The organism is Dactylosporangium sp. CA-139066 (assembly GCF_050936175.1).
GTDB lineage: Bacteria > Actinomycetota > Actinomycetes > Mycobacteriales > Micromonosporaceae > Dactylosporangium.
Genome location: NZ_JBNJNH010000001.1, coordinates 3,170,175 through 3,192,961 on the forward strand (window position 1 = coordinate 3,170,175; position 22,787 = coordinate 3,192,961).

General features: G+C 70.2%; 18 protein-coding genes and 5 pseudogenes. 15 read left to right on the plus strand and 8 right to left on the minus strand.

The window, feature by feature from the left end; genetic code table 11:
* Positions 1-30 precede the first annotated feature (30 nt).
* Both ACQEVU_RS14465 and ACQEVU_RS14470 read right to left on the minus strand, forming a co-directional pair.
* Positions 31-582, minus strand: coding sequence for an NADPH-dependent FMN reductase (locus ACQEVU_RS14465; RefSeq protein ID WP_433323587.1), 552 nt, complete (start codon positions 580-582; stop codon positions 31-33).
* A 13-nt stretch (positions 583-595) separates the two neighbouring features.
* Positions 596-1,390, minus strand: coding sequence for a hypothetical protein (locus tag ACQEVU_RS14470; protein ID WP_433323589.1), 795 nt, complete (start codon positions 1,388-1,390; stop codon positions 596-598).
* Between the two features lie 112 nt (positions 1,391-1,502).
* Between ACQEVU_RS14470 and ACQEVU_RS14475 the strand changes: the two are divergent.
* From ACQEVU_RS14475 to ACQEVU_RS14530, 12 genes and pseudogenes are all read left to right on the plus strand, one after another.
* Positions 1,503-1,871: pseudogene (locus ACQEVU_RS14475) on the plus strand (ISAzo13-like element transposase-related protein); the annotation flags it as partial.
* Between the two features lie 705 nt (positions 1,872-2,576).
* On the plus strand, positions 2,577-3,617 hold the full coding sequence (locus ACQEVU_RS14480) for an IS630 family transposase (protein ID WP_433323591.1): 1,041 nt from the start codon (positions 2,577-2,579) through the stop codon (positions 3,615-3,617).
* A 430-nt stretch (positions 3,618-4,047) separates the two neighbouring features.
* Positions 4,048-4,598, plus strand: a pseudogene (locus ACQEVU_RS14485) (IS110 family transposase); the annotation flags it as partial.
* Positions 4,596-4,991 (plus strand): annotated as a pseudogene (locus ACQEVU_RS14490) (conjugal transfer protein TraC); the annotation flags it as partial. The pseudogenes ACQEVU_RS14485 and ACQEVU_RS14490, both read left to right, overlap by 3 nt.
* 58 nt (positions 4,992-5,049) lie before the next feature.
* Positions 5,050-7,149 (plus strand): type IV secretion system DNA-binding domain-containing protein, encoded by a 2,100-nt coding sequence (locus tag ACQEVU_RS14495; protein ID WP_433323593.1) that lies wholly within the window; start codon positions 5,050-5,052, stop codon positions 7,147-7,149.
* 587 nt (positions 7,150-7,736) lie between these two features.
* Positions 7,737-9,203: a group II intron reverse transcriptase/maturase gene (ltrA, locus tag ACQEVU_RS14500; RefSeq protein WP_433323595.1), complete on the plus strand. Its 1,467-nt coding sequence runs from the start codon at positions 7,737-7,739 to the stop codon at positions 9,201-9,203.
* Positions 9,204-9,333: 130 nt separating this feature from the next.
* Positions 9,334-9,693 (plus strand): annotated as a pseudogene (locus ACQEVU_RS14505) (type VI secretion protein); the annotation flags it as partial.
* Positions 9,683-10,051, plus strand: coding sequence for a hypothetical protein (locus ACQEVU_RS14510; RefSeq protein WP_433335374.1), 369 nt, complete (start codon positions 9,683-9,685; stop codon positions 10,049-10,051). The pseudogene ACQEVU_RS14505 and the gene ACQEVU_RS14510, both read left to right, overlap by 11 nt.
* An 813-nt stretch (positions 10,052-10,864) precedes the next feature.
* On the plus strand, positions 10,865-12,094 hold the full coding sequence (locus ACQEVU_RS14515; protein ID WP_433323597.1) for a Clp protease N-terminal domain-containing protein: 1,230 nt from the start codon (positions 10,865-10,867) through the stop codon (positions 12,092-12,094).
* Between the two features lie 101 nt (positions 12,095-12,195).
* A complete protein-coding gene (locus tag ACQEVU_RS14520; RefSeq protein WP_433323599.1) occupies positions 12,196-12,465 on the plus strand; it encodes a hypothetical protein in 270 nt (89 codons plus the stop codon).
* Positions 12,466-12,778: 313 nt separating this feature from the next.
* On the plus strand, positions 12,779-13,096 hold the full coding sequence (locus ACQEVU_RS14525; RefSeq protein WP_433323601.1) for a hypothetical protein: 318 nt from the start codon (positions 12,779-12,781) through the stop codon (positions 13,094-13,096).
* Positions 13,097-13,135: 39 nt separating this feature from the next.
* Positions 13,136-16,675, plus strand: a complete 3,540-nt coding sequence (locus tag ACQEVU_RS14530) for a hypothetical protein (RefSeq protein WP_433323603.1) — start codon at positions 13,136-13,138, stop codon at positions 16,673-16,675.
* A gap of 395 nt (positions 16,676-17,070) precedes the next feature.
* Here the strand turns inward: ACQEVU_RS14530 and ACQEVU_RS14535 are convergent, their stop codons facing one another.
* Positions 17,071-17,844, minus strand: a complete 774-nt coding sequence (locus tag ACQEVU_RS14535) for a fibronectin type III domain-containing protein (RefSeq protein ID WP_433323605.1) — start codon at positions 17,842-17,844, stop codon at positions 17,071-17,073.
* Positions 17,845-17,865: 21 nt separating this feature from the next.
* On the minus strand, positions 17,866-18,030 hold the full coding sequence (locus ACQEVU_RS14540; RefSeq protein WP_433323607.1) for a hypothetical protein: 165 nt from the start codon (positions 18,028-18,030) through the stop codon (positions 17,866-17,868).
* A 268-nt stretch (positions 18,031-18,298) separates the two neighbouring features.
* Between ACQEVU_RS14540 and ACQEVU_RS14545 the strand changes: the two genes are divergently transcribed.
* From ACQEVU_RS14545 to ACQEVU_RS14555, 3 genes and pseudogenes are all read left to right on the plus strand, one after another.
* Positions 18,299-18,538: a hypothetical protein gene (locus ACQEVU_RS14545; protein ID WP_433323609.1), complete on the plus strand. Its 240-nt coding sequence runs from the start codon at positions 18,299-18,301 to the stop codon at positions 18,536-18,538.
* Positions 18,531-20,582 (plus strand): sensor histidine kinase, encoded by a 2,052-nt coding sequence (locus ACQEVU_RS14550; RefSeq protein WP_433323611.1) that lies wholly within the window; start codon positions 18,531-18,533, stop codon positions 20,580-20,582. The genes ACQEVU_RS14545 and ACQEVU_RS14550 overlap by 8 nt, the downstream gene beginning before the upstream one ends.
* Positions 20,583-20,671: 89 nt before the next feature.
* Positions 20,672-20,915: pseudogene (locus ACQEVU_RS14555) on the plus strand (IS982 family transposase); the annotation flags it as partial.
* Between the two features lie 68 nt (positions 20,916-20,983).
* Here ACQEVU_RS14555 and ACQEVU_RS14560 read toward each other — a convergent pair.
* The 4 genes from ACQEVU_RS14560 to ACQEVU_RS14575 all read right to left on the minus strand — a co-directional run bounded on the left by ACQEVU_RS14560 (position 20,984) and on the right by ACQEVU_RS14575 (position 22,732).
* On the minus strand, positions 20,984-21,517 hold the full coding sequence (locus ACQEVU_RS14560) for a hypothetical protein (RefSeq protein WP_433323613.1): 534 nt from the start codon (positions 21,515-21,517) through the stop codon (positions 20,984-20,986).
* A 136-nt stretch (positions 21,518-21,653) separates the two neighbouring features.
* Positions 21,654-21,869, minus strand: a complete 216-nt coding sequence (locus ACQEVU_RS14565; RefSeq protein WP_433323615.1) for a hypothetical protein — start codon at positions 21,867-21,869, stop codon at positions 21,654-21,656.
* Positions 21,848-22,258: a hypothetical protein gene (locus ACQEVU_RS14570; protein ID WP_433323617.1), complete on the minus strand. Its 411-nt coding sequence runs from the start codon at positions 22,256-22,258 to the stop codon at positions 21,848-21,850. Before ACQEVU_RS14570 ends, ACQEVU_RS14565 begins: the two co-directional genes overlap by 22 nt.
* A gap of 42 nt (positions 22,259-22,300) precedes the next feature.
* On the minus strand, positions 22,301-22,732 hold the full coding sequence (locus ACQEVU_RS14575; RefSeq protein WP_433323619.1) for a hypothetical protein: 432 nt from the start codon (positions 22,730-22,732) through the stop codon (positions 22,301-22,303).
* Positions 22,733-22,787: the final 55 nt, after the last annotated feature.

Here is a 22,787-nt window from a genome sequence, read left to right on the forward strand (position 1 = left end):
CATCCTTACCTTGCGAAGACCGCAAGCCCGTCAGACGTGAAGCGGTCTGAGCGCGGTCGCGACCTTGCCGAGTTCGTCGAGCATCGCCGTGGCGGCGGTGGTCATGGCGTCGGTGGCGTCGATGTCATCGTCGCGCAGCAACGCACGGACGAACGGAATGTTGACCGCCTCGCGGAGCATGAAGAGGTTCAGTGCATACGCAGAAGTCTGCAGCGCAAGGGCCGAGCGGGTCCCGGCCGAGACTCCACCGTACGACACCACACTGGCCGGCTTGTAGGCCCACTCGCCGTGGAGGTAGTCCACCGCGTTCTTGAGCGCGGCGCCGATACCGTAGTTGTACTCCGGGATGACGAACACAAAGGCGTCCGCGGCGGAGACCTTCTCGCTCCAGCGCCTCGTGTGGTCGTTCCGGTAATCCCGCAGGCGCGGATGGTTCGGCTCGTCCAACAGCGGCAGATTCTCCTCAGCCAGATCGGCGAGGCTGACCCGGAAGCCACCGTGGGCCTTCGCGCGGTCGACGAACCAACGAGACACGGGCAGTCCGATACGGCCAGGGCGGGTGCTCCCCACGACGACGAGCAAATGGAGACCATTCTCAGCCACGACACACCTCCACTCTTAGTTGCTTGTTGGCGCAACTATATCGTCCTCGCTGCCGCTGACGGAACGTGCGTTGGGCCACGCCCAATCCTGGGTCCTCCCACCCGTCCGCGACACGACATCGTTCGGCGACAGGCGTGCAACGAAGCCGGCGGCCAATCATGGATCGGCGGGACACCGCCGCTCGGGCACCGCTGCCAGGGAGGGCAGACGCCGGCACCAGAAGGGCGGGCACCAAGATCGCGGGTCGCAGGCAAACGTCGGGCATGCGCCGGGTCAACTCCCTGGATCCCCCCGATCCGGAGCTGCGCAGGCAGCAGGGCGCAGCGGGTTCAGCGGCGCAGGTGCCCGCAGGACATTGCGCCGGGTCACTCTGCGTCTCCGAGGAACCAATCGACCTCGCGGGCGAAGTCCTGGACGTGCTGGAACAGGAAGGCGTGGCCGGCGTCACTCCACAAGATCGTGCGTGCGTTGGTGAGAGCTTGCGGGCCGCTGCGTAGGTGTGGTCGGGGTGGATCATCACGTCCTGGGTGCCGTTGGCCAGCAAGACGGGAATGGTCAGCTCGTCCAGACGGCCCCAATAGCCCTCGAAGGAGCCCAGAGCCGTCACATGGCCGCGGACGGCCTCGGAGCTGATGGCCGCGTGTGAGGTGTCGAGGCGGTAGCGCAGGCGCTCCAGCGACTCCTGCCCCGATTTCCGGCCGGCCGGAGTCTCGGGGAAGAACAGGTAGAGGAAATCCTCGTCATCGTTGACCGGCTTGGTCGCGATGCCCTGCACGCGCTCGGTCATGCGCGGGACCCCTGGGACGGCGGGCGGGGTGCTGCCGGCGGCCCACCGGACCAGGGTCGAGCCCTGCTTAGTGATCCGTCCACGATGGACGGTGGTATCGCGTCGCCTGCTGATGGGTGCGGAGGCTCGGGCGCTGGGACACGGCGGGATTCGTGCGGTGGCGCTGGCTGCGGGGGTCGCGGAGAATACGTTCTCGCGTGGGGACGCCGACCTGGACGCTGGCGGGCCGCCGCTGGGCCGGACACGACGGCCCGGCGGGGGCCGTAAGCGTTTGTGCGATGTGGACTCTGGACTGTTGCCGGTGCTGCTGGCGCTGTTGGAACCGGACGAGCGCGGCGATCCGATGTCGGCGTTGCGGTGGGCGACGAAGTCGACCCGCACGCTTGCCGCGACATTGACCGCCCAGGGTCATCGGGTCGGTTCGGACACGGTCGCTGATTTGCTGCGCGGGGAAGGGTTCAATCTCCGCGGGGGAGGCCGGCTCAGCGTCCGCATCCCGCGGCGGTACGTTCCCCTCGACCAATCAACGCAGCCCTTGTCGTGACCCGGATTCCTTGGCAAGAACCGTGATCACGCAAGGGCTGCACCGATGATCGGCCGGGGTCACACCCACGAACCCGGCAGGTCAAAGACAAGCTCAGCCGACGTGGATTTGAACCATACGCTCGCCTCGGTCGCCGGAGCACCACCACCGCCGACATAGGCGTTCACATGGTCACCCGCACCAACATTCGCCTGCCGGAGAACCGGGCGCATCCCATTCGCCCCAGTATCCAGGCTCGGCGTCCGCTCCCCCAGAATCGGGAGGCTGGTAATCCCAGCTGCTCCCGTCAGGCCAGCCACCCCAGTCATCCGCGACGACCATGTGGTTGGACGGCACGGCCATCCGGGCCGGCGCTGAACCCGCCAACACGAGCATGGCCGACGTTGCGGTGGCGATGAGTAATGCTCGTACTGATCGCATCGATCACCCTTTCGGCGATGGACATCAAGGTACTGTCACAACGGCTTCACGGGCGGCCGGGTTCGACCCTTCGGTACGCTGTTTTCGATGCCTCTAAGCGCCTGCCCAATAGTTATGTCCGTAACTCGCCCGGTTTGATCGGCGTCCCAACGAGTTGGCCTCGTCGAGGTTTGGATTCGGTTACCACACCAGAAATCCATCCACGACGAGGCCGACGTCAGTATGCGCCCTGCGCACGTGTACGCCAACGTCTCCGGCGAGCAGCACGACCAGCTCGTCGACGCCCTGCACCGGCAGTGGCGAGTCGCCGCCCGCGCGGTGATGATCCTGCTGTCCGCGAACGGGATGACCGCCACCGAGATCGCCGAACTGCTGCACTACGACCCCCGCACCGTCCGGCGGTGGATCGCCCGCCACGACACCGAAGGCCTGTCGGGACTGCCCGACCGGCCCCGCAGCGGCCGGCCCCGACTCGGCAGCGCAGGACTCGGGGAACGGATCCGTCGGCTGCTGCAAACGCCGAAGGCATGGACCACCGCCCGGATCTGGCGGGCCCTGGGACGCCCGCCGCTGAGCCTGCGCACCATGTACCGGCACATCCGGGAGCAGGCCCGCTGGTCCCGACCACGGCTGATCGCCAAGAGCGACCCCGACCACGACAGCATCTGCGCCGACATCCGCGAGCAGATCACCGCCCTGCCCACCGGATCGGTCGTCCTCGCCGAGGACGAAACCCACCTCGACCTCCTCGCCCGCGTCCGGGCCTGCTGGATGCCCACCGGCCTGCGGCACCGCGTCATGACGCCGGGCAAGAACATCCGCCGCACCATCCACGGCGCGATCAACCTGGCCACCGGCGCCTTCCACCACCACGTCTCGGTCCACAACGTCTCCGTCGTGTTCTGCTACTTCCTCGACCAGCTGCTGTCCGCCTACCCCGACGCACCCATCGTGGCGGTGATCTGTGACAACGGCGGCACCCACCTCAGCGGCATCACCAAACGATGGCTGACCGAGCACCCACGCCTACGCCTCCTACGCGGCGCCCGATACAGCCCCCAGGACAACCCGGTCGAACGGATCTGGGCGGTGATGAAACAGCACATCGCCAACACCGCCCCAGCCACGATCGCCGACCGGGTACGCCAAGCCCACGCGTTCTTCCGCAACAGAAGCAGTGACCAGAACCTCACCACCGCGGCGCCCTGGACCTCACCCTGGCTACCCCACGGTTACGGACAGAACTATCGATCAGGCGCTTAGACACGCCGACGCGCTCTGTCAGCCGCCGCCCACCGCGTTGAGCTTGCCCCCGGGATATGGACACCGGGCTATTGCCGCGATCTGATGCAGCGCAGTCGGCCGCGCGATCCACCCGGCTGGTGGTGGTCGACTCGATCCGGGCTGAGGAGCCAGGGTGCCACCTGATCAGGGTTCACTCACCGGTCACGAGCGCTCTCGTGACGAAGTCGTCACACTGCTTCGGCCGCGGGTTCGAAGTGACATCGATCAAGAGGAGCCAGACCCTCTTGCTGCCGTGGATCTCGTGGATGAACTTGACGCTGGGAGCCGATCTTCAGGGATCGCGGATTGTTGCCGTTGAGAGCACGCGAGCTAGATCCTTGACCTCCCTCGATTCCCGGCCCGGGCGGGTGTTGCAGCTGGTTCCGTCGAGGGTTGGGCAGGTGACGGTATGGACGTTCTGCATGATCGTTGTGCCGCGTTGGACGTCAGTAAGCGAGATGTCAAGGTATGCCTCCGCATACCCGGTGCCCGCCGGAATCAACGGCATACCGAGGTTCGTTCGTACTCGGCGATGACGAACCCGTTGTTGGCGATGCGGGACCGGCTTGTTGCTGAGCAGGTGACGTTCGTCGTGATGGCGGCAACGGACGGCTACTGGCGCTCGCCGTACTACCTGCTGGAAGACGCGTTGAACGTGGTCCTGATCAATGCCAAGCAGGCCAAGGCGCTGCCCGGACGCAAGACTGATGTCGCTGACTCGGTCTGGCTGGCCCAACTGGCTGAGTGCGGGCTGCTGAGGGCCAGCTTCGTGCCACCGAGCCGATCCGCCACCTGCGTGACCTGACCCGCTACCGCAGCGTGCTGACCGCTGAACGAACCCGAGAGGCGTCCCGACTGGAGAAGGAGCTCGAGGACGCCGGGATCAAGCTGTCCATCGTGGCCAGCGACATCCTCGGCGTGTCCGGCCGGGCAATGCTCGAAGCACTGATCGCCGGCCGGCTCGTCGTCGTCGACGAAGCCTGGACGCTGCTGCGCGAAGGCGAGGGCGCGAAGTTCCTGTACCGCCTGGCCAAGGCGGCCCGCAAACGCCGGGCCGGGGTTGCCGTCGTCACCCAGGACGCTGCCGATCTGCTCGGCTCCGATCTGGGGCAGGCGGTCATCGCCAACGCCGCCACCCAGATCTTGATGCGCCAGGCGCCGCAGGCGATCGACCTGATCGCCGAGACGTTCGCGCTGACCGCCGGTGAGGCCCGCCTGCTGCTCGCCGCCGGCCGCGGCGAGGCGCTGCTCCTGGCCGGCTCGCACCGGGTCGCGTTCACCGTCGTCGCCTCTGCACGGGAGCACCAGCTGTGCGCCGGGCTGGCCGACCTCATCGACGACCCCGATCTGTAGCGCCTGCGCACGACCCGATCGGCGTCTGTCCACATCGGACATCGACTTGGAGTACTCCATGCCTCCCACACCCGCGCCGTCACCGTCGGTAGACCCGTCCATGGTCCCCGCCGCACCGCACTCCCACCTGCTCGACCTCATCCAGGCCGCCGCCGGGTGGGCGGCACACCGGCCGTGGCTGGCCGGCGCGGCTGCCGCCCTCGTCGTGGCCGCCGCCGCCACCACCGCACGGGTGCGGACCCTGCGGCATCGGCGCCTCGCCCGGCACGCCCAGCAGGTCCTGATCACCCCACCGCCGCAGGTCGACCCGGCCGGGGCGAGGGCGTGGTGGGCCAACCTGTACGAACTGCTCGCCCCGTCCCGGCGGCTGCTGTACGGCACGCCGCACGTGGCGATGGAGTACCGGTGGGCCGGACGTGCTCTGACCATCCACGTGTGGCTGCCCGGTACCGTCCCGGCCGGGCCGGTCGCCGCCGCGGTCCGCGCCGCGTGGCCCGGCGCGTCGGCCACCATCGCCGACGCCGCCGACCCGGTCCCCGTACCCACGAAGGACAACCGGGTGCTCGACGTCGGCGGTGCGCTCGTGCCGGCGCTGCCCACCTGGTATCCCCTCGAGACCGACCACAACACCGACCCCAGCCGGGCCCTCGTCGCCGCCGGCGCGGGCCTGTCCGGCGGGGAACGGGCCTGCGTGCAGATCCTGGCCCGCCCCGCTGCACCCCGCCGCGTCCAGCAGGCCCGACGGGCCGCCGCAGCACTGCGCACCGGCCGGCCACCCGGCGGCCTCCTCGATCCGGCCGCGTGGCTGCGCGGCGCGCTGCACCTGCTCACCGAACTCACCACCCCCACCCGCGGTGCGCGCACCGGCGGGTACGGGCGGGCGGTCCCGGCGGACCCGATCCGCGACCACGACGCCCGCCCGGCCCTCGAGAAGTCCCTCGCCCCGCAGTGGGAGGTCGGCATCCGCTACGCGGTCGCCGTCCAACCCAGCCGCCGCAGCAGCCCCGGCACCAACCCCGCCCCCAACGCGCAGGCGCCGGCGAACTCCGAGACGGTCCGCCGCCTGGCCACCGTCGCCCACGCCATCGCATCCGCGTACGGCATCTACACCGGCCGCAACCGGCTGCGGCGGCTGAAGCTGGCCCACCCCGCCGCGGTCCTCGCGCAGCGGCGCTTCACCCGCGGCTTCCTGCTCTGCGCCGACGAGCTCACCGCCGTGGCCGCGCTGCCCATCGACGTCGCCGTCCCCGGCCTCGACCGGGCCCGTGCCAAAGCCGTCCCCGCACCCGTCGCGGTGCCCACCGGCGGCCGGGGCACCAGGGTGCTGGGCCGGGCCGAGGTCGGCGGCCACTCGGTGGCGCTGCGCGTGGCCGACGCGCGGGAACACATCCACATGCTCGGCGCCACCGGATCCGGCAAGTCCACCGAGATGACCCACATGGTCATCGACGACGTCAACGCCCATCGCGGCGTTGTCGTCATCGACCCCAAAGGCGACCTCGCCCTCGACATCCTGGACCGGCTGCCGGCCTCCGTCGCTGACCGGCTCGTGCTCATCGACCCGGACCAGGAACGCGGCGCGACCCTCAATCCACTGGCCGGCCTCGACGACGACCTGGTCGTGGACAACATCGTCAGCATCTTCTCCAAGATCTTCCAGCGGCACTGGGGCCCCCGCATCGACGACGTACTGCGCGTGGCGTGCCTGACCCTGATGCGCAAAGCCAACGCCACCCTCACCCTGGTCCCGCCGCTGCTCAACGACAAGCAGTTCCGGGCCGCGTTCACCGTCGACCTCGACGACCCCGAAGGCCTGAAAGGCTTCTGGGAGTGGTACGAGGCCACCCCACCACCACTGCGCGCGCAGGTCATCGGCCCGGTCCTGGCCAGGCTTCGGGCCTTTCTGCTGCGCGACTTCGTCCGCGACACCCTCGGCGTCGCGACATCCAGCTTCGACATGCGCAAGGTCCTGGACGGCGGCATCCTCATCGCCCGCCTGCCCAAAGGCCAGCTCGGTGAGGAGACCGCCCGGCTGATGGGCAGCTTCGTGCTCGCCTCGGTGTGGCAGGCCGCCACCGCCCGCGCCCGCATCCCGGAAGACCAACGCCGCGACGCCTCCGTCTACATCGACGAAGCAGTGCGCCAGGAAGCGCTGTAATCCCAGGTCGGTTCGCCGACCGAGGGATGCAACACCGGGAAGGGATGAAAGAGCCCTTCCACCGGCCAGTCGCAGCTGGCTGGTGAAGCTGAGGACAGCCCGATCCGGGAAACGCCGGTGACGGTGGGAGCAGTCCTGACAACGACGGGACGGTCTGGCACTACCAGACAGGCCGGGTCCGGCAAGCGACGCGGAAAGGTGTACGAGAGGAACCGACGTGTGAACCCCCGTAAGCGATGTACCAACTCAAATCTGGTGGATATGGGCTGGGGTGCAGTGCGTGACCACCACGCATCGATGGTGATGGTCAACTCCGAAACCGTTCAAGCTTCGACGGGAAGGAGGCCAGTGGGAAAGCCTGCGGCGTACCACTGGCGATGCTGCCGGGGAAGAGTCGGGCACCTCATCCGCGAACCGGTGTGCAGTGAACCTGGGAACCATCCGTGGTCGCCCCACCGGCCGGAACTCCATTCCGGTCGAGGGCAGGACCGTTGTCGTCTGACGGCCACGCGATGGGGCGGAGGACCCGTAGTAGTCCGAGCGCGGGAAAGCCGCGTACATGGCGAAGGGGTCCAGCAAGTCACGCAGTGGAAGAACTGGAATATCAGGAGGTTCCGCCGGTGAATACCGACGCGTCGGCCCTGACTCTGCTTGCGGCAGAGCGCCGGGTACTGGAGATCCAGACCAAGCTGCACCGTTGGGCAACCAACGATCCTCACAAGAAGTTCGACGATCTGTTCAATCTCGTCACTGATCCGGCCTTCCTACTGATGGCCTGGGATCGGGTGCGGGGCAACAAGGGCGCCAAGACCGCTGGGGTGGACGGCCACACGGCCGTGTCCATCCAGGTGACGGTTGGGATCGAGCGGTTCCTCGCCGAGCTTCGCAGCTCGTTGAAGGACCGCAGCTTTCAGCCGTTGCCGGTGCGGGAGCGGATGATCCCCAAGTCAGGCGGCAAGCTGCGCCGACTCGGGATCGCCACGATCGCCGACCGGGTGGTCCAGGCGTCCCTGAAACTGGTGCTGGAGCCGATCTTCGAGGCGGATTTCCTCCCGTGTTCCTACGGGTTCCGCCCCGGACGCCGGGCTCACGACGCGGTCGCCGAGGTGCAGTTCCTCACCACCAGTCAACGACGGTTCGACTGGGTGGTCGAGGGCGACATCAAGGCGTGCTTCGATGAAATCTCGCATCCGGCCCTGATGGACCGGGTGCGGGCGCGTATCGGAGACAAACGCGTGCTGGCCCTGGTGAAGGCATTTCTCAAGGCGGGCATCCTCACCGAGGAGCGCGCGCTGCGCAAGACCGACGCCGGTACCCCGCAAGGGTCGATCCTGTCCCCGCTGCTGAGCAACGTCGCCCTGTCCGTCCTGGACGAGTACATCGCCCAGGCGCCTGGCGGGCCACACCTCAGCGCACATTTCCGGGCCAAGCGACGCTCGCAAGGTCTGCCCAACTACCGCCTCGTGCGGTACGCGGACGACTGGTGCCTGATGATCTCCGGCACCCGGGAGCACGCCGAAGTCCTCCGGGACGAGATCGCCGAGGTCCTAGCCACGATGGGCCTGCGCCTGTCGCCGGACAAGACCTTGATCACCCACATCGACGAGGGCCTGGACTTCCTCGGATGGCACATCCAGCGCCACACCAAGAAGGGCACAGACCAGCGCTACGTCTACACCTACCCGGCGAAGAAGGCGCTTGCCAACATCACCGGGAAGATCAAGACGTTGTGCCGACAGACCACGAGCCAGGACCTGGCCGACCTGCTGCTCCCGCTCAACCGGGTGCTGCAGGGCTGGTGCACCTACTTCCGACCCGGGGTGTCCTCCGCGACGTTCCAATACCTGCGCGCCTTCGCCTGGAAGCGCGTGTGGGCCTGGATCCGCCGCAAGCATCCCAAGACCAACTGGAAGGAACTCCGCCGCCGCTACTGCGCCGGTGGATGGTGGCCCAGCGACAACGGAGTACGGCTGTTCGACACCGGCAAGGTGCGCACCTTCAGCTACCGATACCGGGGATCAGCCATCCCAACTCCGTGGCCAGCCGAATCATGAGATCGAACTGCCTGAACGAGACTCGCGGAGAGCCGGATGCGTCGAGAGGCGCACGTCCGGTTCGGGAAGCGGTCAGGGAAAACCCACCGGTGGAAACACCGGCAGGGCGTCCCTGGCCGACTTTCACCACAACGTGCTGAATCTGGCCGGCTCGGTCGGGGACATGCTCGCCGAGGCCCGCGGCTATCACCTGTCCCTGGTGCTGGCGCACCAGAACCTGAGCCAGCTGCCGCGCGAAACCCAGCTGGCCCTCTCCGCGAACGCGCGCAACAAGGTGTACTTCAACTGCAGCCCGGAGGACGCGCATCAACTGGCCCGGCACACCCTGCCGGAGCTCGACGAGCACGACCTGTCCCACCTCGACGCCTACACCACCGCGAGCCGGCTCGTCGTGGCCAACCAGGAAACCGCGGCGTTCACCATGCGGACCCGGCCGCCGCTGCCGATCCTCGGCGAGACCACCGCGCTGCGGCAGGCCGTTGCCCGTACCGACACCGACGGAGAAACTGACCGGGTACCGCACCCTGCAGGACAAAGGCCCCGCCTGGCCGGTGCTGTTCTGGCTGCCCACGACGGCCATCGAGACAAACCTGCACCGGCACCTCACCAGCCTGGCCGGCGGCACCCTCGGGGTCCCCATCGCCACAGCCGCCCGCGACCACGCCGGCGAGCACGGCGGGCCGGCCGGGCCGGTGTGGAAGGTGGTCGGCAACGGCCGGCGCCGGCTGCGGCTGGCCGAACTGCCCGGGCCGCCCGGCCCTGGGGGACCGTTCCACCCTGGCCCGCCCGAGCCCGACGAGGACCCGCTGTACCTCCTGCGCGACGACACACCGCCCACCGGGGCCTGAAAGCGGACGCGGTGCTCATCGGGTCCGACGAGCGCTACTGCGACCGCGCCGCGCGGTGCCCGGCGATGGCCGCCGCCAGTTGCGGCTGGCCCGTCTTTGTCCGGCCCGGACGGGGACCTCTCCGCCCGAACTGGACGAGGACCTGCTCTACGTGCTGCGCGACGATGCACCGCCTACGCCGATGTGTACCGTCCGGCACCGCGCGATTGACGGCCCGGCGACATGGAACTGGGCCGGCCACCTCACCCAGCCGACCCAACTGATCCCCACACCGGACGCCGCACTCGGCATCTGGTGTGGGGGCCTTTCGCGTTTCCGGCCCGGGATTTTCCGGCCGGGCCAACGCGTCGAGGACGCCCGAGTCGCCGCGCCGGCGGCACCCGGTGCGGGCTGGTCCTGCTCGCCGTAGCTGCCTGCCGCCGCCACCTTCCATGCAGGGAGCTTCTACGCCTATATCAATGCCGTTGCGTTAGGCGGCTGCCGAATTGGTCAAGGGGCCAGCGACGAAGGCGGCATCGACCATCGGACAGACTTCTACGCTCTACCCCCATAACTGGTGGGTCACATCAGCCCGTGCCCGCAGCCGGGAGTTGCAGCTGCCCGGTGCGCGCTCATGTTCGATATGCCGGTGATCGTGAGGCTCCTCAAACTGGGCACGCGGTGCCTCGATCACGCTGCATATCACGCATCATGCGACCCGCCAGGGCCCAGGTGACCGAAGATCACCCCGCATAATGCCGTGGTACGTGAGGGTCGACCACCGATGCCCCGATGCGCCGATAACCGCACGTCGCCGGTGTGGGGCGGTTTTCCTTGGGGCAGTTGATCGCGGCGGCGACAATCGACGGTGTGGACGTGGTGGGTGTGCGGCCAGGTCGTGGTCTTGTCGGGGCACTGGAGGGTGCGTACCGGCGGGCGGTCCGTCACGGGCAGACCGTGGTCAGCTCAGCGGAAGTGCTGCAGCGCGGTGTGCTGCGGGTGCCGGAACTGCGCCAGTTCCCGCCACCGTGGTCTCGTGACTGGCGGCAGCGCGGGGATCTGATCGACGACGACTCACCTTGGCAGCGGTCCCGGTTGTTTCCCGCCTTCGATCAGCAGGTGGCGGTGTTCGCCGACGGGGCGCTGCGAGAGGCGGCCCACCTCGGCGGTCCCGGCGTCGCCGTGTTCTCCCCACTGGTCCGTCACGCGGTCTACGAGGCCGTCCACGAGGCCAGCCGCCGTGACGGCGTACCGGCCGGCGTACGTCACCTGCTTGCCGCGATCTTCGCCGAGCCGGGCAACGCTGCAGCCCAACTCGCCAGGCAAATGTGGGTGGTCGGTCACGACGGCCTCGCTCTCGACCGTCAGGCACCCAAGTACCGCGCCGGCGACGACCCACCGGACTGGGCACCACAGGCGCTCAAGGCGCTGTGCGTCCTGCCGTCGAACGCGCCCCGCATGCTGCAACCGCCCTGGAGAGCCGCCGTAGCGGCCGGCCTGTACGTGGCGATGCGTCGACCCTTCCTTCGGCACGGAGCACGCTACGGCCACCCCATCCTCGCACTGGTCGAACACGACGCCGGCATACAGGCCATCCGCCTTGGACACGCCCACACCGGGACCGTCGAACTGCTCCTGAGCGTGCTGGACCTGCACGAACAGCTGCACACTGCGGGCGCGGTGCTGCCGGAACCGGTCGCCCGCCACAACACCGCCGGTCAGATACTGCGCGAGCACGGCGTCACCCTGCTCGCCGCCACCATGGCCGCGGCCCAGTCAGCGCCCGCGCTGCAACCTGTCCCAGACCCGGCAGCGGTCCCGACAAAAGGCTGGCCGCGGGAACGGAAAACCCGCCGCCCCACGCCGCCGCTGGACGCAGGCGCATTGCGCGCGCTGCGCTCGGCCAGCACGGCAGCGCGGCAGGCACGTGATCCCTTCGCCGGCACAACACACCTCTTGGTGACCATGCTTCGTGACGGCGACGACCCAGCCGCCGGCCTGCTCCGCAGGATCGGCGCGAACCCCGAAACAATCGCCGGACACGCATCCACCAGCCAGGGTTGACACGCCACCCCCTGAGCCTCCGCCGTCGAGACCGCAACCTCGATCATGCACCCACTCACCGACGATCGATCCAACCGCCGACCGGGCCTAGCCGAGATCGGGTGCGCACATTTGCCGCGAATGCGCGGGACGCCATCGCCGTGGCCGGCCGGTCCTCTCAGGAAGCCTCGCACCTGCTCGCCGTGCTCGGCCCGGTCGGCATCCCCGCCAACCGCATCCCGCACGCCCGGCGCCCGCTCAACGGCCGGCGGTTCAATCAATGGCAGCACGGCGTCGACGCCGAACGGGCCGCCCGCCGTCATTGTCACAAGTGGTCCCCGTCGCCGTCCGGGCACGCCGACCGCGGCGCCGTGCAACCACCCGCCGCCTGACCACTTCCCGCGGCCGGGACACCCGAACCCCGCATTGAGGTAACCCAACCCGGCCAACCGGCCCAACTGGCCGAGTGCCGGCCGGCCCCCGGCCAGGCGCCGGCTGCGGGTGGTCAGCCTGCCGCCGGACTGTCCGGCGACGGGCTCGCCCATGCCGCGCGGCGAGCCACCGCCCGGTACGACGCGTGGTCGGCCTGCGGACTTCGGTTGGGGAGGTGCGCGCCGCACATCCTCGGCGCGCACGAGGCCGCCCAGTTGGCCCCAGCGTCTCTTTCCCGACCCGATCGGAGCAGACCGGCGCCGACGCATCGCGGTGGCCGCCGACATCGCCGGCTACGATCCGGGCCGCCGCTGGCACGACCACCAGCTGCCCGGCGCGACCGCGACGGCGAGCATCGGCGGGGCACCGTTCCACGACGTCTGGCGCTCCATCGCGACGTTCCTGCGCGTCGGCGACATCGTGCGGCTGCGCTGGCACGCCGACACCAGCACCGACCAGCTGACCGCCCACGGGCTGCACCGCGACGACCTGCACATCGAGGTCCGCCGCGGCGCGCGGGTGTGGACGTTCCTGCTGCAGGTGTCCGTCCGCCCGCCCGACGCCCGCATGATCACCGCAGCCCGCACCTAAGTCACACGGGCGCAGCACCACCCGTCACAGCGCACCGCCGTGACCATCGCACAGGACTCCACGACAGCGCTGATCGGCGCTGCTCCGGCCGTTGCCCGGCCACCATTCAAGCTGCCGGAACTAGTGGTGGCGGTCTATCGGCACGAGTCGAACACCGCCGAGCACGCCGCGAACATGTTGGAGTCGCTGAGCCTCGCGGCCGGCAACCGGGAGAGCGTCCGCAACGTCCTGCGGAACCTCCTCGCCGAATGCCTCGGCGCCCTGGTGGCCCAGGCCGCGGCCGAGCCCGGCGGCCGGTTGCCCGGCCTGATCGAGATCGCCCTGAACCGGGTCCTGGACGGCGAGCAGGCGGAGGCCGAGCTGGCCGCCGCGGCCGCGGTCGTGCGCCGGGTCCCGCGCCGCGAGGACAGCTACCGCCAGCTGATGAGCCGGCTCGCGAGACTGGCGATAGCGTGGTGCGAGGCCCAGCTGCGGCACGTGCCGACCGCGCCGGTCCGGGTGGACGCGCTCACCGACCTGGCCGCCGAGGCCGCCACCGCCCTCGACGCCGCCGCGGCGACGGCCCTGGCGGCCGAGGCGCTGGCTGTTGCCCGTCTGCTGGGTCCGGACCAGTCCCGGCGCCTGGCGCGCGCGTGGTACAACCTCGGCACCGGCCAGGCGAACGGCGGCGACCGGCCGGCCGCGCGGGAGGCCCTGGCCACGGCGGCCGCCCTGGCACGTGACGGCGGCGGCGCCAACACCGACGCGCTGATCGAGCGGTGTGAGGCGCTGGTCAACCTCGGCTCCTGCCTGGCCGACCTGGGCGATCAGGCGGCCGCCCTGGACGTGTGTGTCGAAGCGATCGAGCTGCGGCTCGGCCGCGACTTCGCCGGTCATGTGCTGCAGCCGCTGGCCGAGCCGCTGACGCAGCTCGCGTCGAGCCTGCGCGAGACCCCGGGTCCGCAGGGTGCCCTCGGGGGGCCGCGACCGCTGCGTCCGCTCGCCTGGAGCGAACCGGAGCACGACCGGTGGACCTCGGAGCACAGCCTCGCGCTGATCATGCTGGCGGCCCGGTTGAGCACCGGCCTCGCCGAGCGGATCGCCCCGCGCATCGGCGAGCTGCCCGCCGGCGAGGCTCCGGCGAAGGCGGTCGCGGTGTCCGACGCGTTGCATGGTCTGACGAAGCGCCTGTCCGACCACGAACTGGCCGCAACGCTGCTCGCGGAGAGCGTCGAGCTTCGCCGGCGGTTCGTCACCGACGACCGGTCGCGGGCCGAGTTCGCGAAGTTTCTCAGCACCATCGCCGGGGAGCTCGACGACGACGAGGCCGATGCGGCGCTGGCCTACGCCAACGACTCGATCGCGGAGTTCCAGCGGCTGAGCCCCGAGCATTTCGCGCAGTACGAGGCGGATCTTGGCAATGCTGTGCTCGCGAAGGTCGCCGCGCTGACGCAGGGCGGCATGGACCCGCTGCGACTGACATCCGCTCAGCGGCGGTGGGCCATCGCGGAGGTCGAGGAGGCCGCGGCGCTGCTGCGCAACCTGCCCGAGACGCCAGAGAATGCCGCGGTGCTCGCGGAGGTCGGTGCCATCCGGGGGTTGCATCTGCTGTGGAGCGGCGACGTCGAGGCCGCGGCGGAGGCCCTCACAGAGGCCGCCGAACGATATGCGGCAGAGGCGGCCGTGAACGAGGAGGCCGTCGAGGGTCTCGGGATGATGCACGTCCTTGTGGAACTGTTGGCGGGCCGGCAGCCCTACGACTGGCTGACCTCGATGAGCGACGCCGAACTGGCGGAACTGGAGTCGGACGAGCTGCCGCTGCTGCAAGAGGCCATGCTGGCGGTGGTCGAGGACGTCGGCGGGGGCCTGGACATGCTGGCCGGCGCGCTCGCTTCGGCCGATCGGCTGGACGTCGCCGTCGGCTTCGCGCATCAGTCGATCGCGCTTGCGCGATTCGAGCTGGGGACCGATGAGGACGCGGATACCGAGACGATGCTGAACCTCGGCAGCGCGCTGGCGCAGCTGTCCGCGTTCCAGATCGGCACGCCCGAGGCGGCCCTGCGAAGCGCCCGGGAGGCCCTGAAGGCCATTGCCCCGGTGCCTGCCGACGAGCCGCTGTTGGCGCTGGTCCGCGGCACGGCCCAGCTGGCCCTGGCGCGTGCGTCGCTCGCCGCCGACCAGCATGCCGACGTCGTCGGTCTCACGGAGGGTGCGACGGCCGAGCTGGTCCGGGCGATGCCCTCGTTCGACGAGGAGGACGACGCGATCGGCCGCTGGCCGAGCATGGCGGGGATGCAGGCCGAGGCGCAGACCGTCTTGGCCAACGCCTACCTCGCCGTCAACCGGCCGGCCGAGGCGCTCGACCATGCCGCGCTGGCGCGGGCCGCTCTCGAGCAGTTGCCGCCGTCGAACCTCGTGGTCGCCATGATGCTGACCACCCATGTCATCGAGGGACGGGGCGAGTTTGCCCGCGGGCAGTACGACGCCGCCTTGGCCGCGTTCGATCGCGTCATCGAGGGTTACGAGGCCTCGGATCTGGCCGCTTCCGCCCTGCCCGGCCTGGCCGACGTCGCGTTCATGTCGGCGGTCTGCCTGCAGGAACTGGGTCAGCAGGAGCCAGCGGTACAGCGAACGCAGCTGGCTGCGCAGTTGTGGCACGGTAGCGAGCCCGCGCCGGCGGTCCAGGGCCGCATTGCGGCGAACCTGGTGGTGCAGGCCGTGGCGCTCACCGTGCTCGGCGACGTCGGCGAGGCCTACCGGGTCAGCCTGGAGGCCATCACGGTAGCCCGGGCGGCGCACGCCGCCCCGAGCCTGGTGAGCGCCCTACGCGTGCACGGTCAGTGCGTGGCCGCTCTCGGCCGCTTTGCGGAGGCGGTGAACCTGTTCGACGAGGCGCTGGCCATGGCCGCGACGGCCGGGCCGCAAGAGGTTCCCCCGGTGGAGCTCGGGCTCGTCCACCTCGGGCTCGGCAACTGCCGGGCGGAGCTCGGTCAGTTCGATGCCGCGCTGGACGCGTTGCTCGCCGCGGCCGAGATCTTCCGCGACATTCCCGGTCAGATCCTGCTGCTGGCCGGGGTGCTGATCTCCGCCGCCCGCTGTCATCGGGAGCTGGGCGACAACCTGGCCGGGCTGCCCCTGGTGACGGAGGCGGCCGACCGGTGCCGGGAGCTCATCGTGGACGAGGCCAGCGCGGCCGGCCTCGCGGACGCGTTCACCGCCGCCCTGTGGGAGGTGGTCGTCGGCCATGACACGGAGGCCGACGGTCTCGCCGCCGATGCCGCGGCCGCCGAGGGGATCGACTTCTTCCGGACCTGGGGGCTGTCGCAGCGGGCCGAGGTCACCGAGGCGACCCTCCACTACGCTGACATGCTGACCTACCACGCCGCCGTCCTCGCCGAGGACGGTCGCGATCTCGAGGCGCTGCCGTTCGGCGTCCAGGCGACCTGGATACTGCGGAACCTGGCCGGCCGCGATCCGGAGGCATTCCTGCCGGCCTACCTCAACTCCCTGGCCGGCCAGGTGGAACTGCTCCGCGGTCTGGGGCGGCTCGCCGAGGCCGACGCGGCCGAGCAGGAATACGCCCGCTGGGCCCCGAGCTGACCGCTCAGTGGTCCGCGTCGCCGACGTGCGCGGCGACGGTCCAGCCGTGCGCGAACGGGTCGACGACAAACGCGTCGCGGTCACGTGTGGCCAGTGGCACCAACGCTGTCGCCTTGCGTCCAAGCCAGCGTCGCCTCCTGCGCCGCTCATCGGATCACGATGTCTCGTGAGAGGGGCAGTTCGTAGAGAAGGGCGGTGTCGGCAGCTTGACGGCCGTTCAGGCGACCATCACCGAACGCCACGCCGCAGATCTTGGTCCTATCCACCGCTACTCGAACGCGTGGAGGCTCCGTGAGCCTCTCTTCGAGCTTGCAGATGATCTCCATACGGGGGTTGCGGTTGCGAGTCGTGGGGTCCGGCGGGCAGATACTGAACGACGCTGTGTCCGCTTTGGCCTATTTTTGGTCACGGGTTTTCGATGTCGGCTGCGCCGGCACCGCCAGGCACGGCTGGGTGGCGGCGCCGGCCGGGGCGCTGTGCGTGGACTCGTTCCCCGCCGCGTCCAACCCGGCGACCGTGAACCGGTGCGCGGTCGCCGGGTACAGCCGGTCCACCCGGACGGCGGTGCCGGTGGTGACCGCGACCAACGTCCCCGCGTCGTACACCGCGTAGCGGGCCGGCGGCGCACCGGCCGGCGGCGCCCACGACAGGCCGACGGCCGTGTCGGTCGGCGTGGTCACGGTGAGGCCGGACGGCGCCGACAGGGTCACCGGCGCGCCGGCCGCCGTCGTCGCACTCGCCGACGCGACCTGCGTCAGCGCGCCGGACCCGCAGCGGTTGTACCGGTAGAGCGCCAACTGGTGGGTGGTGGCCGGGGCGAGGCCGCCGACCCGGGCGCCGGTCAGCGGCGTGAAGCCCAGGCTCTGGCCGTCGACCCGCAGCTCCAGGTCCCCGCCGAGCGGATGCGGGCTCCACGCCACGGTGAGCGCGGTGGCGCTGACCGCGGTCACGGTCAGCGGGACCGAGCTGGGCATGCACTCGGGGTTGTACCCCGACAGCCAGGACCGCCCGGTCACCGGCGTGCTCGGGGCGGACTCCCGGCCGAGGCCGTCCACCGCCGTCACCGTGTACGTGTGCGACGTGCTGAACGGCACCTCCAGCTGCGTCGACGTCGTGCTGGTGCGGGCCACCACCCGGTCGCCCTCCCGGACGTGGAAGAAACGGGCCACCGGGCCGGTGCGCGGCTGCTGTCAGCTCACGGTGATCATCGTGCCGAGGCTGCTCGCCCAGGGTGCGACCGGGGCGGCGGGGCCCGCCGGGTCCACGGACGCGACGGCGGGGGAGGGGGCGGCGCCGGCCAGGACGACGGCGGCGACCGCGGTCAGGGCGGTCGCGCGGCGGGTTCGTGGAGGCACCCGGTCGGCCCTTCGGCAGGCGGGATGGCATGCAGCGTCGTCGATGCTCTCCCAAACATTGGAGTGCATCGATAGTCGGATGTCAACGCTCTGCGTGGTCGGAGCCTCGTGGGGTGGGGACGGCGCCGGTCCGCCGGCGCCCGCGACATGCCGCTGCCGCGTGCGGCGGCGCCGGGCCGGTGCACGACCGGCCGAATCGCGTGACTTGGCCGATAAGGTTGATTTGTCGCGTGCGCAGTACGCTTGGTCTCACGGCCGGGAGGATGGGATGCACCCTCGTCTGGAGCCACACCTGCACGATCGCGACCACGCCGTCGCATCACCAGCACGGCGATGGCTGTCGGTCGGCAGCGCGGGCACCCGCGACCGGGCCGCCGGCCACGACGAAGGGCGCGACCGGTCGGGCGGCGCGCCGGTCGCCGGCTTCTCCACCTGGGGCGAATTCGCCCGGCTCCGCGGCATCACCGGCTACCACAACCAGACGCTCGTCGTGCTCGCAAATGGCTGACATGGTGCCGTCCGCAGCCGCGCTGTCGACCCAGAGCCTCGCCGAGTTCCTCGCGGCGGTGTCGGGGGCACCCGACGCGACGGCGGCGACCCAGGTCGCCGCCGAGCGGGCCGCCCGCGCCCTGGAGTGCGAGGTCGGTGTCGTGCTCGGGCACGACGGCGTGGTCAGCTCGGTCGGCTTCCCGGCCGGTCGGCTCCCGCTGGCCGACATCGTCGAGGTCGCCAACCGGCGGAGGGAGACGATCGACGTCCCCGGCGCGGGCAGCTGCCACACCGTGATCGTGCCGCTGGCCGGCGGCTCGTGCGGGCACCTGCTGGTCGCCCGCTCCGGTGAGGACGGCTTCAGCGTCGACGAGATCAGCCTTGTGCACAGCATGGCGAGGGTGCTCGACCTGGCCCTCGACGCGATGCGGACCTCGGAGGCCCGGCAGCGGGACCGGGAGGAGCTCGACCGCATCTTCCTGCTGTCGCCCGCCCTGATCTGTTCGATTGGGTTCGACGGCTATTTCCGGCGGGTGAACCCGGCGTTCGAGCGGACCCTCGGGTACTCCACCGAGGAGCTGCTGGAGCGGCCCTTCATCGACTTCGTGCATGACGAGGACCGGGAACGCACCGTCGCCGAGGCGGAGGCCCTGTCGCAGGGGCAGGAGAGGATGATCTTCCAGAACCGGTACCGGTGCAAGAGCGGCGCGCTGCGCTGGCTGGAGTGGTCGGCACTGGGCGTGCCGGAGGAGGGCCTGATCTACGCGAGCGCGCGCGACGTCACCGAGCGCAAGCACTTCGAAGCCGAACGCGAGCGGCGGGAGGTGACGCTGCGGCGCTCGCAGGAGCAGCTGGCCCGCCTGTACAGCGAGTACCGCCGAATCGCCGACGAGCAGACCGCGCTGCGGCGGGTGGCGACGCTCGTCGCCCGCGGGTCGCCGCCGGACCTTGTGTTCACCGCGGTCGCCGAAGAGGTCGCCACGCTCTTCGGCGCCGACGACACGACGATCACCCGGTTCGAGCCTGACGGGCACGCGACGTTCATGGGCGGCCACCCGCTACGCCATCCGCAGGGCCACGGACACGGCGGAACCGACCCCCGCTCGGCCGTGCACGCGGTCCAGGTGACCGGCCGCGCGGCCCGCCACGACGTGGACCACCCGGGCCGGGCGGCACCGCCCGGGACCACCGCCGGCGACGCGTGCTCCGAGGTCGCCAGCCCGATCGTGGTAGAGGACCGCCTCTGGGGCGCGATCGGCGTCGCGGCGGGACGCGAGCGGCTCCCGCTCGACACCGAGTCCCGGCTCGCCGACTTCACCGAGCTCGTCGCGACCGCCATTGCCAACGCCGAGAGCCGCACCGAGCTCACCACGTCGCGGGCGCGCATCGTCGCCGCCGCCGACCAGACCCGCCGCCGCATCGAACGGGACCTGCACGACGGCGCCCAGCAGCAGCTGGTCACGCTGGCACTGCAGCTGCGCGCAATCCGGGCGGAGCTGCCGGCGGACCTCGGCACGCTCGGCGCGCAGCTCGACCATGCCGTCGTCGACGCGACCGGCGCGCTGGAGCAGCTGCGCGAGATCGCACGTGGCATCCACCCGGCGATCCTGACCGAGGGCGGCCTCCAGCCGGCGCTGCGCACGCTCGCCCGCCGCTCGCCGATCCCGGTCGACCTGACCATGCCCAACTACGTGCGGCTGCCCGAACACGTCGAGATGAGCACCTACTACGTCGTGGCCGAGGCGCTGACCAACGCGGCCAAGCACGCGCACGCCTCGGCCGTCGCGGTCACCGTCGAGGCCGACGCCGACCACGGCGTCCTGCGCGTCGCGGTCCGCGACGATGGCGTCGGCGGCGCCGGCTTCACCCGCGGCACCGGCCTGCTCGGCCTCAACGACCGCGTCGAGGCGCTCGGCGGCCGGATCGAGTTGCGCAGCCCTCGCGGTGGGGGGACGACCCTGCGCATGGAGCTGCCGATCACCGCGGCGAACGGCGACCTCGCCGGGCACCGCCGCGCCGGCCCCCGGGCGGCGGGGCCGACGGCCGGGCTGGTCGAGCACTAGATGATCGATTCCAAGGGATACGGGTCAGCGAACAGGTGCGAGGGCATCCATGATCGACCTTGCCTAGGCAACGAGACCATGGAGGCCCCATGCACGTCGATCTGGATACCCTCGCGACCGCACTGTACTGCAGGATGGATGACGAGTTGAAAGCGTCCCCCCAGCTCAACCCCTACCGGCCCGAAGGTCGGGATCGCCCCGAAGATCACTGACGCCGAGTTGATCACCGTGTCGGTGATGCAGGTACTGCTCGGCTACCACAACGAGAGCCGCTGGATCCGCAATGCCCGGACGTCGGTCATCCACCTGTTCCCGTACCTGCCCAAGCAGCCCGACGAAGGTTTCGTGGTTACCCGCGCGGCGGGAGGGTAGCGAAACGAGGTTGGACAGTCTGACGGAGGTCAGAACTGATGAGCACCCTGGAACACCCAGTTCACACGGAGCACACCCACATCCACGGCGCGGACTGCGGGCACACCGCCGTTGAGCATGCCGGGCATGTCGACTATCTGCATGACGGGCACCAGCACCACGCCCACGAGGGGCATTACGACGAGTGTGCGACCGGCCAGCACACGCCGTCGGAGCCGCACGATCATGAGCACGGTGAGCACTGTGGTCATGTTCAGGTGCGAGACGGTGACCATGTCGACTATCTCCATGACGGGCATGTGCACCGGCGTCACGGGGACCATTACGACGAATGCGCGTGCGAGTCGCACGTTATGGCCGAGCCGCACACCCATGTGCACGGCGACGGTTGTGGCCACTCGCCGGTCCTGCACAGCGACCATCTGGACTACATACACGACGGGCACCGGCACGCCGCCCACGATGGCCACTACGACGAGCATTGATCGCCAACCGCCCGAAAGTTCCGGTTGGTCTTCCATCTGGATTTCATGGCTTAACGGGCTGCATGAAACCGATGCCACCGACACAACGTCGTCAGGACGCCGAGCGCCCCAAGGGTCGCGAGCCGGTGATGCTCCACCGCATGTCCACTACCGCGCTCGGATTCCATCTGTCGTTCGACACCCGGCCCGGGAAACTGGGATTTGCCGTGCCGTGTTAGGCGACGAGGGTGGACAGGTCGAGGCTGTGCCAGGTGCCGGCCTGCCGCTCGCCGGTCGACCACCAAAGCATGTGCTCGCCGGCCATCACCTGATCAACGCCGTCAGCGACGGTGATCAGCCGATCCGTCGTCAGGTCGTACAGGGCGAGGTGCTGGGAGGAGTCGAACGCGGTCCGCGTCCCCGTCTCGATTACCGCCTCGAACCGGTCCACCAGAGCGACCCCGGCGACGGCCTGGGAGCGTTCCGCGCCCCGACGCGGCGGCGTCCCGTGCCGTCCACCCGCACCATGTCGTAGCCGTTGTCGCCGCCGCTGCCGGTGCTGACGATCGACCGGCACCGCACCGGGCCGCAGTCGACGGTCTCCGCCGAGGACTTGACGACGGCGATGCGCTGCCCGCTCAGGAGGTACCGCAGTTCCTCCCGGCCGTTCTGCCGCACGCCGGCCGCGGTCTGCAGCCACGGCCACGCCGAGAACGCATACGCGCCGTCGACCGTCGTGACCATCACCGGACCGCCGGCCACCGGGATCGACCGCACCTGCGTGTCCATCCCGTTCGGGCTCGCCGCCGCCCAGTACAGCCGGCCATCCTGAACGACCAAGTCATGGGCGGCGCCCGGTCAGCGCGGTGGCCGCCGGACCGGTCAGCGCGGCGACCAGCATGGGCAGCCCGGTCCGGGCCGGGTACCGGCCAGCGACCAGGTAGAGCACGTACCCCAAGGGAGCGACGGCGAGGAAGAGCAACAGCGGCGCCAACGGAGCCAGCCAGAACCCCACCAGCGCGCAGGCAAGGCCTGTGCGGGGCTGCGCACGGGCGGCCAGTCGAACAGCTTCGGGATGACCGACCAGAGCTTGGCCAGCAGTACCGGAATGAGCACGACGCCGAGCGTGACGTGCACGCCTTGGGTGAGCCGGTACAGCCAGGCCGGGTGCGTCGGCCAGTCGAACAGGTAGAAGCCCAGCAGCCCCTTGTCCGGGGTGGTGTCGTTGCCCAGGTCGGGGTTGTAGGCGGCGTAGGACAACAGGCCCGTCACGAACAGCGCTGTGACCCCGGCCAGCAGCACCAGGCCGAACACCGACGTCAGCCAGGGACCGCGGATCGGGCTGCGCCAGAATTCGCGAACCAAAGGT

Coding starts and splice junctions, on each gene's coding strand:
- ACQEVU_RS14470 (WP_433323589.1), bottom strand. CDS start 1,390: ATGACCGAGCGCGTGCAGGGCATCGCGACCAAGCCGGTCAACGATGAC.
- ACQEVU_RS14480 (WP_433323591.1), top strand. CDS start 2,577: ATGCGCCCTGCGCACGTGTACGCCAACGTCTCCGGCGAGCAGCACGAC.
- ACQEVU_RS14495 (WP_433323593.1), top strand. CDS start 5,050: ATGCCTCCCACACCCGCGCCGTCACCGTCGGTAGACCCGTCCATGGTC.
- ACQEVU_RS14545 (WP_433323609.1), top strand. CDS start 18,299: ATGCACCCTCGTCTGGAGCCACACCTGCACGATCGCGACCACGCCGTC.
- ACQEVU_RS14550 (WP_433323611.1), top strand. CDS start 18,531: ATGGCTGACATGGTGCCGTCCGCAGCCGCGCTGTCGACCCAGAGCCTC.